General features: G+C 60.2%; 12 protein-coding genes and 1 riboswitch. All 12 genes read right to left on the bottom strand.

Features of this window, described 5'->3' with window-relative positions:
* A partial coding sequence (locus AC1XOS_RS11090) for a Mur ligase domain-containing protein (RefSeq protein ID WP_481962283.1) occupies positions 1-186 on the bottom strand: 186 nt, incomplete at its 3' end.
* Entirely contained in the window at positions 183-1,391 is a 1,209-nt protein-coding gene (ftsW, locus tag AC1XOS_RS11085) for a putative lipid II flippase FtsW (protein ID WP_481962282.1), read from the bottom strand. The genes AC1XOS_RS11090 and ftsW, both read right to left, overlap by 4 nt.
* Positions 1,388-2,701 carry a UDP-N-acetylmuramoyl-L-alanine--D-glutamate ligase gene (murD, locus tag AC1XOS_RS11080; protein ID WP_481962281.1) on the bottom strand — a complete coding sequence of 438 codons (1,314 nt, stop codon included), beginning with the start codon at positions 2,699-2,701 and terminating at the stop codon, positions 1,388-1,390. Before murD ends, ftsW begins: the two co-directional genes overlap by 4 nt.
* Positions 2,698-3,732: a phospho-N-acetylmuramoyl-pentapeptide-transferase gene (mraY, locus tag AC1XOS_RS11075; protein WP_481962280.1), complete on the bottom strand. Its 1,035-nt coding sequence runs from the start codon at positions 3,730-3,732 to the stop codon at positions 2,698-2,700. The genes murD and mraY overlap by 4 nt, the downstream gene beginning before the upstream one ends.
* Positions 3,729-5,156, bottom strand: coding sequence for a UDP-N-acetylmuramoyl-tripeptide--D-alanyl-D-alanine ligase (locus tag AC1XOS_RS11070; protein WP_481962279.1), 1,428 nt, complete (start codon positions 5,154-5,156; stop codon positions 3,729-3,731). Before AC1XOS_RS11070 ends, mraY begins: the two co-directional genes overlap by 4 nt.
* Positions 5,141-6,595, bottom strand: a complete 1,455-nt coding sequence (locus AC1XOS_RS11065; RefSeq protein WP_481962278.1) for a UDP-N-acetylmuramoyl-L-alanyl-D-glutamate--2,6-diaminopimelate ligase — start codon at positions 6,593-6,595, stop codon at positions 5,141-5,143. The genes AC1XOS_RS11070 and AC1XOS_RS11065 overlap by 16 nt, the downstream gene beginning before the upstream one ends.
* Complete coding sequence (locus AC1XOS_RS11060) at positions 6,596-8,542, bottom strand: peptidoglycan D,D-transpeptidase FtsI family protein (protein ID WP_481962277.1); 1,947 nt, start codon at positions 8,540-8,542, stop codon at positions 6,596-6,598.
* 1 nt (position 8,543) lies between these two features.
* Positions 8,544-8,933 carry a hypothetical protein gene (locus AC1XOS_RS11055; protein WP_481962276.1) on the bottom strand — a complete coding sequence of 130 codons (390 nt, stop codon included), beginning with the start codon at positions 8,931-8,933 and terminating at the stop codon, positions 8,544-8,546.
* Positions 8,934-8,949: 16 nt separating this feature from the next.
* On the bottom strand, positions 8,950-9,855 hold the full coding sequence (rsmH, locus tag AC1XOS_RS11050; RefSeq protein WP_481962275.1) for a 16S rRNA (cytosine(1402)-N(4))-methyltransferase RsmH: 906 nt from the start codon (positions 9,853-9,855) through the stop codon (positions 8,950-8,952).
* On the bottom strand, positions 9,852-10,325 hold the full coding sequence (mraZ, locus tag AC1XOS_RS11045; RefSeq protein WP_481962274.1) for a division/cell wall cluster transcriptional repressor MraZ: 474 nt from the start codon (positions 10,323-10,325) through the stop codon (positions 9,852-9,854). Before mraZ ends, rsmH begins: the two co-directional genes overlap by 4 nt.
* Positions 10,326-10,433: 108 nt before the next feature.
* A complete protein-coding gene (locus AC1XOS_RS11040) occupies positions 10,434-12,878 on the bottom strand; it encodes a sensor domain-containing diguanylate cyclase/phosphohydrolase (RefSeq protein WP_481962273.1) in 2,445 nt (814 codons plus the stop codon).
* A 107-nt stretch (positions 12,879-12,985) separates the two neighbouring features.
* The gene (locus tag AC1XOS_RS11035) at positions 12,986-14,704 is read right to left on the bottom strand and encodes a S8 family serine peptidase (protein ID WP_481962272.1); all 1,719 of its coding nucleotides are present in this window, start codon (positions 14,702-14,704) and stop codon (positions 12,986-12,988) included.
* A gap of 42 nt (positions 14,705-14,746) precedes the next feature.
* A riboswitch (cyclic di-GMP riboswitch) is annotated at positions 14,747-14,835 on the bottom strand.
* Between the last annotated feature and the right edge of the window lie 266 nt (positions 14,836-15,101).

The following is a 15,101-nucleotide window of genomic DNA, read 5'->3' as shown; positions in this document are numbered from 1 at the left end:
AAGCCGCGCTTTTGCCGCGCCTGAGATGCCGGAGTCCGAGCCTGTAATTTTTCGTCCGCGCTGGGCTAAGACATAGGCAATGGCGCTCTGGCCCGCGCCCCCGATGCCGACAAAGTGCAGCGGCCCCTCCGGGAGCGGACGGACTTCGGCAGGCGAGGCAGGGCGCGGAACCACGGACAGACTCATTCGATCCCGATCTTTCGGAAGAAGCGGTCGCTGGGACGCTCTTTCGGAGACGTTTTCTTGCCGCTGTTCTCGCGGAAAAACGGGTGGCAGGAGATTCCCAGGAGAATTCCCAGGCCACAGAGAGTCGGAACCAGTGATGAGCCACCGTAGGAGATCAGCGGCAAGGGGATTCCCGTGGTGGGGGCGGACGAGGTGACAACCGCGATATTGAGCAGGGCTTGCATCCCGATCATGGCCGTCAGTCCGGTGGCTAAAAACCGCCCAAATGGGTCACGGGTACGCAGGGCGATGGTCAGACCACGGCAGGTGACCCCGAAGAAGGCAAGTAGAACCAGCGAGGTACCCACCAGGCCGAGCTCTTCTCCCACGACGGCAAAGATAAAGTCTGTGCGCTGTGCGGGTAGGCCACCGGGGCGTTTTTCATGGCTATGGCCAAGGCCCACGCCGGTCGTGCCGCCACTTCCCAGAGCCACTAAGCTACGCCAAGGCTGGTAGCCGTCTTTCTCTTTATCCGCTTCCGGGTGCGCGAACGTGAGCATGCGCCGCATCCGGTAGTTCGGCTCCTCAGGGTGTGACTTGCTCGGCAGAAAGAGCGTGATTGCGGCGAGCACGGCACTGGCTCCCGCGACAACGGCGATGTACCTGCGCTTCACGCCACCTGCCGCCAGCAGGATCAAGTACGCAAAGAACATGGTCGCTGCCGTTCCCAGATCCGGCTGGCGCTCGGTGAGAACCATCGGGATTCCCACGGCCACGGTCAGCCAGAAAATGCCGCGTGCTGTCTGAACAAAAGCTCGTTTCTCGGTGAGCATCCATGCGAGGAAAACCACGATGGCAAGCTTGGCAACCTCAGAAGGCTGGATCACCAGCGGTCCGATTCCTATCCAGCGACGTGCCCCAAGCGAGGAGTGTCCTAGCTTCCAGACAATCAGCAAGAGCAGAATCGAGACCAGAAAGCCGGGAACCGCGAGCTTCTTCCACCACCAGTACGGGATGCGGGCACAGATAAAGAGCCCCACCAGACCAATGCCTGCAGAGAGCACTTGCTTGCGCGCAAAGTAGAAGGCATCGTTGTTGTAGTCATCAAAGGCACGTGCCACACAGTACGAGGCATCGTAGACCATGACAATCCCAAAGACAAGCAAGACAATGATGAGAACAAAGAGCCACCAGTCCGGGGCTACACGTCGCTGATTTCCGTTCATGATAAGTTTCCAACTGCCTCTCGAAATACCTGACCACGCTGCTCAAAGCCCGTGAACATGTCAAAGCTGGCAAAGCCAGGTACCAGTAAAACCGTCTCGCCTAATCGCGCTTGGGCTGCTGCACGCTGCACCGCATCGTTCATATCGCCCGCTTGCTCGGTTTGTGTAAAGCCACACGCCGCCAGCGCTTCGCCCAGAAGCGGCCCATGCTCCCCGATCAGCACCACATGGCGAGCCTGGTTTGCCAGAGCCTCCACCATCGGGGCAATATCGCCGCCTTTATGCCGTCCACCGGCAATCGCCACCACGCCTCCCGAAATCGCCGAGAGTGAGGCGGCGACGGCGGCGGGATTGGTGCACATGGAGTTGTTGATAAAGCGCACGCCGTTTTTCTCGCCGACCAGCTCCATCCGGTGCGCCACCCCCCGGAAGCCGCGCAGACTCTCCGCGATCCGGGCCGGGTTTAGGCCGAAAGCCAGCGCCATCGAAGAGGCCGCGACTGCATTGGCACGGTTGTGCTTGCCCGGCACGAGAAGCTCCTCGGGGCGCAGCTGTAGCGCCGGGTCAAGCTGAGGAGCGCCGCCATGAAAGGGGAGCCGAATCCCACGCCCCACCTGATCGCTCAGGCGGCTGACATAGAAATCGTCGGCGTTGATCACCGCAAAGTCGTCCGCGCGCTGGGCCGCGAAGATGCGGGCTTTCGTCTTCCCGTACGCATGCATGTCCGCGTAGCGGTCTAAGTGGTCTGTCGAGAGATTCAGCCACGCCGCGATCTTGGGGCGGAAGTCGCGCACCCACTCTAGCTGAAACGACGATACCTCGGCGACAATGACGGAGCCTTTTGGGGCTTGGGTGGCCGCCTCGATCAGCGGGAGACGCTTGCCAAAGTCCTCCGCGATATTGCCCGCCAGATAGGTCTCACGTCCTGCTGCCTGACAGATCGCGCCCAGCATCGCCGCCGTTGTGGTCTTTCCATTCGTCCCCGTGATCGCCAGAATCGGAGCGCTCGCCAGGCGATACGCAAGCTCGATCTCGCTGGCAATCTCAACGCCTCGCGCCTGCGCTTGCAGGATCGGCGGGGCGGTGGGAGGGACGCCGGGCGAGGGGATGAGCAGCTGGATGTCTTCGGGGAGCGCGGTGCTTCCCAGCCAGAGCGAGACACCGGGCAGTGCGCGGGCTTCGGCGAGGCGCTCGGGACGGAGCTGCACCTCGGGCTTGGCATCACAGAGCACCACCTCGTCGCCACGTGCGATTAACGCACGCGCCGTTGCCAGGCCCGTGGCGGCTAGCCCGATCACCGCAACTCTCACCGGACACTTCCAAAAAAGAGAATGGTGAGGAGCGCCGCGAGCAGCGCCATCATCCAGAAGCGCACGACTACCTGGACCTCGTGCCAGCCTAGCTCTTCAAAATGATGGTGTAGCGGAGCGCGCTTAAACACCCGATTCGCTTGTGCATACTCCAGCCCGTGCTTAATGCGGCGGAACTTAAAGACATAGCGCTGGATCATCATCGAGGCAATCTCGACGATATAGATCGCACCTACCAGAAAGAGCAGGATCTCCTGCTGGGCGAGAATGGCCGTTGCGGTCAGGCCCATGCCTAGAGCCAGCGAGCCTGTGTCGCCCATAAAGATCCGTGCGGGGAAGGCATTGAAGCAGAGAAAGCCCGCGCACGCACCCGCAAGTGCGCCGTAGAGCAGGGTCAGCTCGGTGCCAAGCCCGTTGGTCATCGCCAGAATCCCAAGGGCCGTTGCCACGATGAGAGTGGTGCCGCTTGCCAGGCCATCGAGACCATCGGTGAAGTTGACGGCGTTGCCAAAGCCGATAACCATCAGGGTGGCGATCACGGGGTAGGCAAAGCCAAGCTGTATGCCGAGAATCTCGGTGTTGTGCTTGCTGAGCGCCAGATAGAGCGCAAAGCCAATCGCCACAGCAGCTTGCAGCCCCAGCTTGGCCCGCTCGGAGAGCCCAGCTTTGTTCTGTTTCTTGCGCGCCTTGCCCAGATCATCGAGCACACCGATCATGCCACCACCGATAAAGACCAGCAGGGCAGCGAGAATATGATCCCGCTGCGTCCCTGACATCAGCCCCGAGCCCGCCTCTGCGGCTTGAAAGCGCTCCATGAGCAGGCTGAGGAGAGTGGCAATACTCGCTCCTCCCAGAATCAGCAGGCCACCCATCGTGGGGGTTCCGTGCTTGAGCTTGTGCTTCTCTGGCGCGTTCTCACTGATCGGTTGGACTTTATTTTTCGAGCGCAGGTAAGCGATTAGTGGGTTGCCGGTGAGAAGCACCGCGATCATGGCGACAAGAAAGGGGACGACAATAAGGCCGGGGCTCATGCGGGCTTGCCTCCGGTCCACTCGGGCTGAAGGGCCTTGACCACCCGCTCTAGCTCCATCGCGCGCGAGCCTTTGGCCAGGATCACATCGCCCTCTTGCGCGATAAAGGCGATGGCCTCGGCAGCTTTTGCGGTCTGGTCGAAGTAGAAGACATGGTTGCGGTCGAAGCCCTCGGCGATGGCGGCGGCCGAGAGAAACGTGGTCTGCTCACCGACTAGCACCAGCATGTCGAGCTTGAGCTTGGCCGCGACCCGCCCGACCATTTTATGCGCCTCTTCGGCAAAGCGGCCCAGCTCCTTCATCTCCCCTAGGATCGCAATGCGCTTCCCAGAGCCACTGAGGGGCGTCTCGGCGAGGGTCTGGAGCGCTCCAATCATGGAGTCTGGGGCGGCGTTGTAGCAGTCCGCGATCACGGTTGCGCCGCAGGTCGCCTTGACTTCCTCTAGGCGCATGGCGGGCGGCTCGAAGCGCAGGAGGGCTTTTGCGAGCGAGTCGAGCGGAATGCCCAGCGCCGCGCCTGCCGCCACTCCTAGCAGCGCATTCTGGATATTGAAGCGCCCGGCAGAGGGCAGAAACGCCTTTTGCGTCCCCCACGGCGAGTTGATCGTAAAGCGCCAGCCGTTCTCTTGTCTTGAGATATCCGTGGCCTGCACATCGGCCTTGGCATCGAGCGCGACCGTCAGGACTCTGCCTCGGGCTTTTGTGGCGAGTGTCTGGACAAAGTCATCGGTGGCGGGGTAGATCGAGATGCCATCGCTGGGCAAGCCCTCAAAGAGCTCCGCTTTCGCGTTGGCGATTCCCTGGCGGCTTCCGAGCAGCTCGATATGGGAGAGGCCAATGCCCGTGATAATCCCCACGGTCGGCTGCGCGATCCGTGCCAGCTCTGCGATCTGCCCTGCGCCGCGCATTCCCATCTCCAGAATCCAGGCGGTGGAGGTCTCCGATGCACCCAAAATTGTCTGTGGCACCCCAATCTCGTTGTTGTAGTTCGCCCCCGACTTGGTGACCGAGAACATGGCCTCTAAGAGCGTCGCCGTAAGCTCTTTGGCTGTCGTCTTGCCGACACTGCCCGTGATCCCAATAACCGGCCCCGTGAACTTCTTACGCACCGCGAGGGCAATATCGCCCAGCGCCACAGTTGTGTTCTTGCTTTGGGGAACGAGGACGGGCACAAAAGCCGCTAAGCCCCCCCCGCCCCCAATAATAGGGGAGCCAGTGTTGGCCACGATCGCCACCGCACCTGCCGCGATGGCCTGAACGATGTAGTCATGCCCATCAAACTTCTCGCCCTTGAGCGCCACAAAGAGCGCCCCGGGCTGCGTGGTTCGGGTGTCCGTGGAGATGCTCGTCAGAGGCAGATCTTCGGTGGGGGGAGGTGCGCCAATCGCCGTGGCCACCTCGGCGAGAGTTAGCGTGAAAGGCATGCTTCGATCTCCTCGCGTGCAATCTCTAAGTCGGAGAAGGGGAACTTCTCGCGTCCGATAATCTGGTAGTCCTCGTGGCCCTTACCTGCAATCACAATCGTGTCGCCTTTCTGCGCCATTTTCACTGCCAATGCAATTGCTTTCTTACGATCCACTTCGCGCAGGAAAATGGCTTCGCCGTTAATGATATTGTCGAGGATTAGCTCGGGGTCTTCGGTGCGGGGGTTGTCGCTGGTGGCGATGGCGATATCGGCGAGGGTCATGGCTAGTTTTCCCATGATCGGACGCTTGGTTTTATCGCGATCCCCGCCGCAGCCAAAGACTGCGATGAGGCGACCAGAGGTGAGCGAACGAGCCGCTTCCAAGACATTTTCCAGACCATCGGGAGTGTGTGCGTAGTCTACCAGCACCGCGAAGTCCTGCCCCGCCTTTACCGGATGAAATCGTCCGGGAACGGGCGGACAGGCGGCGAGTCCGGCGGCGATAGTCTCGGCGGAGAAGCCCCGCGCCACGCCGTAGCCAATCGCGGCGAGCACGTTGCCAACTTGAAAGGTCCCGCCAAAGCCCAAGTGCACGGGGACATCGCCCCGAGGGGTCTTTGCCGTGAAGCGCAGGGAGTCTACCGCAAGCTGGATATCTTCCGGATAGATGTCTGCTGCCGTATCTCCTGAGGGCGAGTAGGTGAGGGTCTGGCCTGCTGTGGTGAGCGCGGCGTAGCGAGTACCTGCGGGGTCATCGGTGTTGAGCACGGCATAGGCGGGCTCGTACTGCGTAAAGAGCAGGGCTTTTGCCGCTTCGTAGCCCTCCATGGTTTTATGGAAGTCTAGGTGATCCTGCGTGAGATTGGTAAAAAGAGCGATCTCGAACTTGCAGCCTTCGGTTCGACCTTGGGCGAGTGCGTGCGACGAAACCTCCATCGCTGCCGAGGCCGCACCTGCCTCTACCATCTGGGCAAAGAGCTTTTGGAGATCAGGAGCCTCTGGGGTGGTGTGCTCGCCCGGGAGCGACATCTCGCCTACCGTTGCGCCGAGAGTGCCAACTGTGCCCGTGAGCTCACCCGAAGCACGTGCGATAGCATCCATCAGGCGCATCGTGCTGGTCTTGCCATTGGTGCCCGTGACCCCCGCCAGACAGAGTTTCTGTGTCGGGTTGTCCCAGAAAGCGCAGGCCAGCGCGGCAAGAGAGTCGCGGCAGCTCTTGACGAGAAGATAGGGCACGCCTAGTGGAACTTCCTCCGCACGCTCCACGACAACGGCGGCTGCACCATGTGCGGCGACATCGGCGAGAAAGGCATGGCCATCGAAGCGCTCTCCTACCACGGCGACAAAGAGTGCACCCGGCTTGACGGCCCGAGAGTCGTACTCCAGCGCCACCAGCGTGGCCTCCCCAAAAACTTGCGCTCCAGGGATCTTTTCTGCCAGTGTTGTCAGTGTCACCATCTAAGCTTCTACCGTCACGGCCTTCTTTTTAACACCCGTTAAGGTTTTCTCCCGGTCATGTGGCGTGCGGCGCAAGAGAAGCGCCCGCTCTGCGATCTGCTTGAAGACTGGCCCCGCCACTGAGCCGCCATAGTGGTCACCTCCCTTGGGATCGCGAACCAGGGTCAGGATCACAAACTGCGGGTCTTTCAGAGGAGCCACGCCCACAAACGAGGCGACAAAGCGCTTGCTGTAGTGCCCGTTCTCCGGGATCTGTGCGGTGCCGGTCTTGCCGCCTGCGGTGTAGCCCGGGATCTGAGCGGGCAGGCCCGTGCCTTCGTCAATGGCACCACCGAGAAGCGTCCGCATGGTCGCTGCCGTCTCCTCGGAGAGAACCCGGTGGGAAGCGCTAAGGGGGCGCTCCTCTATCACTTTTGTCTCCGTGTTACGAGTCGCACGGACCAAGCGCGGCGAGTGGTAGCGTCCATCCCCAAAGACGGTGTAGGCTGCCGCCAGCTGGAGAGGGGTGACGGAGATGCCCTGCCCGAAGCTAATGGTCGCAAGGTCAATGGGCCGCCAGATCCGACGCTCCGGGTCGCGGAGCAAGCCCCGCTCTTCGCCGGGAAGCCCGATCTTCGTGCGCTCGCCCATGCCAAAGTCCGTGAGATACTGGTAGAGCCTCTTCGAGCCAAGCTTTGCGCCACACTCCGCTGTGGCTAGGTTGCAGGAGTGACTTACCACGCCGCCCAGGTTTTGTGTCCCATGGCCATGGCTAAAGCCTCCATGCGTGGCGCAGTGAATCGTATTGGTGAGAATTTTTCGGGAGCCATTGCACGCGAAGAGAGACTGTGCGGTGACCTCTTTCTCTTCCAGGGCCGCGGCAATGGTCATCGCCTTGAGGGTCGAGCCCGGCTCGTAGGGACGCTCCAGCGCCCAGTTGATCCTTGGTGCAAGCACAGGCTTTGTGCCGGGCTTGGGAGTCCGGGCATCGTTGATATTGTAGGTGGGCGCACTGGCCATCGCCAGAACGTCCCCGTTTTTGATGTCCAGAACAATGGCCGCCCCCGACTCTGCCTGGTGCCTCGTCACCGCCGTGCCAAGCGCCTGCTCGACATCGTGCTGGAGCTCCGCATCCAGAGTGAGATAGACATGCGAGCCCGGCGTGAGCTTGTGGCGAACCTCTTCGGTGCCGGGAATCATTCCAAAGCGGTCTACCTCGTAGGTGACCTTGCCTGCATCGCCTGCCAGAGACGAGTTCAGGCTGAGCTCAATCCCACGCCAAGGAGTCGAGCCGCTCTGATCGGTGAAGCCAAGAACATGCGAGGCCAAGGTGCCATTGACCGCGACACGCCGTGACGAGGGGGGGTAGCTCACCCCAGGAAGCTCGGCGTGTGGCTGAGCAAGAGCTCCTTTACGTTTCTTGAGCTCTTTGGCAACCGGAGGAGCAAAGTCTACGGTGGTCTGACGCAGCCTCTCGATGGTTTCTGCAGGAACCCACTGTGCCACTTCGCGGGTAGGGAAGGGGTGCTTCGGGGTGCGCTGGCTCAGATCGAGTTTTTTAATCCAGGCTAGGGCGGGCTCGGGGAAGTACCGGCCTAGGACACGCAGCGCATGGGCACGTCGATCTTCGGGGAGGTCTTTCGCGAGCGGATTGGTGCTATTGCCCACGAACCAGCGGTTTGGATCCACAACCACCGAGAAGCCGGGCTCGTTCTCGACGAGCAAGGCCCCGTTTCTATCATAGATGAGGCCACGGGCAGGTGTGATCGTGCGCGGAGCGCGCCAGCGGGTGAGCGACTCGGCGCTCAGCTCTTTATGCCGCACGATCTGCAAGTGCACTAAGCGTCCCAGCAGGACGACGTGCAAGAGGGCAAGTGCCACCCCCACTTGCATCAGGCGTGGCGCAGTGCGCTGCTCGAACTCTTCTGGGCTCTCACGCCGGGGACGCGATTTGGAGCGAGTGGCCATCTTAGTCCGCCTTTCCAAAGTAGTGGATGCTCTGGGGAGAGCGAATCAGCTTGCGCTGCTGGGCTGTCTGGGCAATGGCGCTGCCGTCTTCCAAGTGCCGAATCTCGGTCTGAAGGCGTAGCGACTCCGCATCCGCCTCCTTAACCTGGCGGCGAAGCTCCGTGCGACGGTAGCCTTCGTTGGTGGTGCTGGCATGGGCGGCGACGTAGAGCATGACCAGCGTGCCGAACAGACAGATCACCCCGAAGATCCCTGCCATTGCTCGCTCTTTTTGGAGGAGCTCTTGCCGCCGTTGCTCCCAGCGCGGGGTGCGACGCTTGGACACGACTGTCTGGGAAGCCACCACTGCTTGTTTGCGCCGCGTCTGCGGCTTTTGTTCGACGACCACCATTTTCTTCTCTCTTTCTCTAGTTTTCTCGTTTTTGCGCCACTCTCAGCTTCGCGCTGCGTGAGCGGGGGTTCCTGCGCTGCTCCTCGTCCGTGGGGGGAATCGGTTTTTTTGTCAGCACTTCTAGCACAATAGGGGGCTCTGGGCTAGGGGACGGCAGATCGGAGTTCTCCCGCTTGCCCGAGAGCTGGTTGAACGTATTTTTGACTAAGCGGTCTTCGAGCGAGTGGTAGCTCAGAACCGCGAGCCGTCCACCGGGCTTCAGGCAGGCGACCGCGGCAGGAAGTGCCCGCTCTAGCACGGTCAGCTCCTCATTCACCGCGATACGAATCCCCTGGAAGGTCTTGGTCGCAGGGTGCGTCTCACCGGGGCGTGTGCGAAAGGGCATGGCGCGGCGGATGCAGTCCACGAGGTCTTCTGTCGTCTTGAGCGGGCGGGCTTTCACGATCTCGCTGGCGATCCGACGGGAGCGGGACTCTTCACCATACTCAAAGAGAATCCGGGCGATCTCGCTCTCAGGGAGGCGGTTGAGCAGCTCTGCTGCGGTTTCTGCTTCGGAGTCCGTGTCCATGCGCATGTCAAGGGGGCCGCTGTAGCGCAGCGCAAAGCCACGCTCAGGCGTGTCGAGCTGGTGCGAGCTCACGCCAAGGTCTAAGAGAATGGCATCGAGTGGCTCTTGGGTGGCATCGGCAAGCTGGGCGAAGTTGCCCCGCCAGAGGGTGACAGGAAGGCCTTCACACACACGCGCACACTCCGCAAGGGCTTCGGGGTCTTGGTCCACGGCGATCACGCGGGCTCCACGTTCCGCAAAAGCCTTGGTGTGTCCGCCGCCGCCGGCGGTGCCATCCAGAAAGAGCTTGCCCGGTGCGGGTGCCAGCCAGTCTAAGATCTCGGTGAGCATCACGGGGGTGTGGTAGGTGCTCATGCGAACTCCTCTGTGGCAGAGACATCCCCGGTCAGGGTTCGCGCGAGGCCGGTCTCGCGTGCCGAGGCGACAATCAGCTCGTCTTCTAAGCTTTCATTGAGTGCAATCCAACCGCTACGTGACCAGATCTCGATCTTCTCGCCCATTCCCACCACCACCACCTCGGTGTCAATTCCCGCCCACTGTCGCAAGTTGGCAGGCAGGGCGACGCGGCCCTGGTTGTCGGTGTCGGTATCCACAGCGGGGGCACAGAGCAGGCGCTTCATCCGAAGAACATGGGGATCGAGGCTGGGCTGTTTGTTGAGGTTCTCCTCGATCAGATCAAAGTCCGATTCACGGTAGACCGAGAGGCAGGGGCCGATACCACGGGTGATCACAAAGGAGTTGCCGAGGGCGTTGCGAAACTTGAGAGGCATGATGACACGCCCCTTCTCATCCAGGCCATGGTAGTGCTCCCCTCGGAAACCCATTGCCTTAAATTATTCCCCCCCAAGTCACCACTTGCTTACCACTTGCCTCCACTTTTAAACCACATGGGCAATTGTAAGGCAGGTAAGCCTACTTGTCAACGGCTTTTTTTAGGGAATCGTAAGCTCTGAGGGCGTCGCGAGGCGACCTAGCTTGCGCTCCGCCTTGTCCTCGTACATGCGCTGATCGGCGATACTGAGAAGCGTAGCCCAGTCGTGGCCGTCTTGGGGGAAGCTGCTAAAGCCCACGCTCACTCCAAGGCGAAGGTGCCCTAGTTTAGGGTGGATCAGGCCGGTGTTGTAGTGCTGTATCGCCTCTTGAATGCGCTGGGAGAGCGCCTCTGCCTCCGTTGGTGTGGCCTCTTCTTGAATAATGAGAAACTCATCGCCTCCGTAGCGCGCGACGATATCACTGGGCCGAACGAGAGAGCGAAGCAGGAGGCTCAGCTCACGAAGAACCCGGTCGCCGGTCTGGTGGCCGTAGAGATCGTTGATGGGCTTGAAGCTATCCAGATCGAGACAGAACATCACAAACTGATCGCTGGAGCGCTGGAGCGCCTCGCCGGTGGGGCTCAGGGAGGCCGCGCAGCGCTGCTCCACATACTCACTGATATAGCGCAGGTTGTAGAGAGAGGTCAGGGTGTCGGTGTGGGCGTGGCTCCGGGTGCGCTCAAAGAGAATGCCGTTATAAAGCGCAAGCGCCGCCCGCTCGCCGATGCGCTCCAAGAGCTGCTGGTCGTGCTCCGAGAACGCATGGAGATCAGGGTGGTAGAGATTGATTGTCCCTAAGACCGTACCCTCGTAGATAATCGGCACAATTAAGGCCGAGCGGATACTGATCCATTGGGCGGTGGGGGAGCCTTGGATCAGCAGGTCATCGGGCTCGTACTCACCACAGTAGGCTCGCTTCTGGAACACCACCTGCATGGAGCTACCCGACTGGCCAATCGAGCGTGCCTCCGAGAAGAACTCCCGGTTAAGGCCCACGGCAGCGCGCGTGTTGAGCCGATGGTCTTCGGCATCGTAGAGCAGAAAGAGGCAGGCGACGTTGGGAATAATGGACTCCAGCTTGCGGGCCAGAATCTCCAGCGTCTCGTCTAGACCCAGGCTAGACGAGAGCGTGTGAGCCACTTCATACAGCGCCCAGAGCTCCGAGGAGTTTCTCTGGATATCGCGCACCGCCCGCTCCGAGCTACTCTGTGTCAGAGATTCTTCTTTCTTGGTGATGAGTGGTCCCTCACCACGCGCGGCCATCTCCGCAACCACGTCATCGATGACCTTGAGAAAGGCCTCCACAATCACGGGATCGAAGTGGTTGTCTGACTCTTTCTGGATCAGTGCCACGGCCTTCTCGTGTGTCCAAGCACCACGGTAGGCACGGTTGGATGTCAGCGCATCGTAGACATCCGCGACGGCCAGAATGCGGGCTTGTAGAGGAATCTCTTCGCCTTTTAGGCCCTCCGGGTAGCCGCCCCCATTCCATTTTTCATGGTGGTACTTCACCCCAGGCAGAACCGGCCAGGGAAACGGGATATCGGCCAGAATGTCGGCCCCGATACGCGGGTGCTCCTTGATCTTGGCAAACTCCTCCTCGGTGAGCTTTCCCGGCTTGAGCAAGACATACTCCGGCACGCCAAGCTTGCCAATATCGTGGAGGAGCGCCCCCGTGCTAATGCCCTCAAGCTCGTTACCCTTGAGCCCTAGCTGCTTTGCAATGGCAACGGAGTAGTGCTGCACACGCAGAATGTGCTGGTGGGTGTAGGCATCTTTGGCATCAATGGCAAGTGCTAAGCTCTTAATGGTCGCCAGGTAGAGATCCGCCAGCTCCTCTTTCCCCTTGAGCATCGCCTCCGCCTGCGTGGAGTAGATCTGGTAGGACTTGTAGGTGAGAAAGGCGATCGGGGCTCCGCAGAGAACCACCATGAGGAAGTAGTCTTTATTGAGCAGGGTTGCCAGGTAGCCTACCAGTGCTCCGACAAAGTAGCTGGGGGCTGTCCATAGAAAAGTGTCGTGCCAGACCTGAAAGGAGTTCTTCTTCAGAACAAACCCCAGGACAATGGCGACAAAGCCCGTGTTGATAAAATAGAACGTGAAGCAGGCAAACGCGGCTGCCATCAGGAGCGATGCCGTCCCAAAAAACGAGGCGGAAACGATCTGCGTGTAGAGCAAACTACAGAGAAAACATGAAATTGAGTTCAGAAGAACATTGAAGGCAAGCTGAAAGGCCCGCTGGCGCTTGGGATAGAGGCAGCCCGAAAGCGTCGTCGCTATCCCGATGAGAATCGCGAGGAGAGGGCTGAAGCGCAGGATCGCCGCAAATGTCAGGATGAAGCTGAGCGACATCGAGCCGACATCGGCATCGGACTCTCTCTTCTTGCGCATCAGGCTGACCTTACGGCTCCCCGCCGCTATCCCGAGGATGATATAAACGAAAAATTCAAACCCAAAGACAGCTGGAGTGTCGAGGCAAAACAAGATTCCTCCAAGGATTGCTGTTATCCCTAGGAAGTAGGTGAGCCACACAAAGGCTTTTGCTTTAGGAGGGAGTGTGTTCATCTAATGTTGTTCCAGCGTCCATTGTCGGCTTATGTCGCGTGAAACTAAAGCAAAGAAGCCACGCAGGGCGTGGCTTCTTCGTTTTTTTTCGATCAGAGAAACTTAGGTTAGTTCTCTCCCTGGATGACGATGTTGGAGAGGTCAGCCGTATCCGAGGTGGTTCCCCAGATTGCCTGATCCGTCCAGCCAGACAGATCACCCCAGAGCGCTTGGCTTCCCCAGATTCCCTGTGTGCCCCAGATTGCCTGGTCGCCCCAGGTGGCTAGCTCACCCCAGAGCGCCTGGCTTCCCCAGACCCCTGAGATGCCCCAGATTGCCTGATTGCTCCAGAGCGTCGGGTTCAAGATAAGAGTACTGTTTGTCGTACTCACCGAGAGGTTTGGGCTGAGTGCGTAGACCGTTGGAAGCGCGACGTTACTCAGTGCGGCAGGGATATTCAGGTAGCCCGCGCCATACGTGAGCGCGTCAGGCGTGCCATCCGGGTTGCGCAGCTTATCCGCGGAGAGCATCAGGCGTGCCTTCACCGCATCGGGCGTCAGGTTCGGGTTGGCTTGTAAGAGAAGCGCCGCCGCTCCCGCAACAACGGGTGCCGCCATCGAGGTGCCCGAGAGCACAAAGTACGAAGAGCTCTTTTTCTTACCTTGCCCATGATTGGTGTTGGTGTAAGCACTGACCGGGATCACGTTGCCGGGGAACTGCGAGAGCGTGTTGGTTGCCTTGCCATAAAGCGAGATCACCCGGTTGCCCGGTGCCACTAAGTCGGGCTTGACCACGTAGTCGATGCGGCTAGGACCACGGCTGGAGTAGGTCGCGATACGGTCTTGGGCGCGATCGTAGAGAAAGGGAGCACCCGATGCCGTGGGAACCTGCATTGCGGTAGGCTTCATGGCTCCCACCGTAATGACATAGGGCGAGTTGCCCGGCGATTGGATCGTACCGTAGCGTGTTCCCCAGCCCTCGTTGCTGGCACCGGCAGTTTGTGTGGCACTCTTGCGACCATTGTTACCCGCCGCCGTGACCACCACGATCCCGGATTTCCAAGCACTCTCAACCGCCTGGCAGAGAGGGTCGGTCTTGTAGCTTTCCCCAACGCTGTGACCAAGCGAGAGGTTGATCACCCGGATATTGTTCGCGGCTCGGTTGGCAACCGTCCACTGGATACCCGCGATGACCTGGCTGACCGTTCCGCTTCCCTGATTATTAAGGACGCGCACGGCGATGATCCTTGCGCTCGGTGCGATCCCCTTAAAGGTGCGGAAGTTATTGCTCGCAGACGAAAGCAAGCCATTGCCCGCGATGATTCCGGCGATATGGGTGCCATGGCCACAGTCATCTACTTCTGGGTTACCGGGGGCGAAGTTGGGGCCGACAACGCGTGTGGTGATGTCGTCCGTGCCATCCACGCCGCTATCAATCACCGCAACCCCGACGCCGGTTCCGTGGAGCCCATAGCTCCAGGCAATACTGGCTCCGCTAGCAGCCACGGTAAACTCATCGGTTTTCTTGACTTCCAAGTCCGACGAGATTCGGCTGACAAAGGGCAGTGCGGCGAGCTTGGTTAGGTTCTTGTTGGGAATGCGTAGCGCCAGCGAGTTGACGATGCCCAGATGGCGGTAGATGTCGCCCCCCAGCGACTTAATCGTCGCCTCTTGCGCCGGAGTTGTGGCGGCGCTGGTGCGGACGATCACCGCGCTCCAGCCCTTTTTGCTGGCTGAGGCGAGCTGCCGCTTTACCGCTTGATCGGCCTTGTCCTGCACGGAGCTATGGGCGGTGAGAGGGATGGAAAGTGCTGCGAGCCCCAGCACAACTAATCCTAAGTTCTTCATGTACATCCTGTAATTTCCTCTATACTACTGTTCGTTTCGCTTTGCGGCAGCCGGGCTACCCTATCGCCTTATGGCGAGTTAGGCCCCTAGCGTTGCGTCCCACTCTTTCAAGTGGTTTGCCCTTTCGGTTGCCGAAGGAAGCGGTGCCTTTCTGTTTTATTGAACACTTCTTAGATTGGGCGACTGGGGATTTAGCGACTCTGAGTAAAATACCAGTTTGTCAGAAATGGATTTTTTTCACGAATCGTCGCCGCCGGTTGAAAACCGGCGTCTGTAATGGCGCAAGCGCCGCGAAGCCCGTGCCGGGCTCCCGAGTCCGTCTCCCCAGCCCGGCACGGGCTTCGCGGCCGCAGGCCACCCAGACGCCTCATTTCATGGGGCGGCGGAGCGATTCGTG

Source organism: Armatimonas sp., from assembly GCF_964826245.1.
The sequence above is the reverse complement of the archived record's forward strand: the minus strand, read 5'-3'. Positions and strand labels throughout refer to the sequence as shown.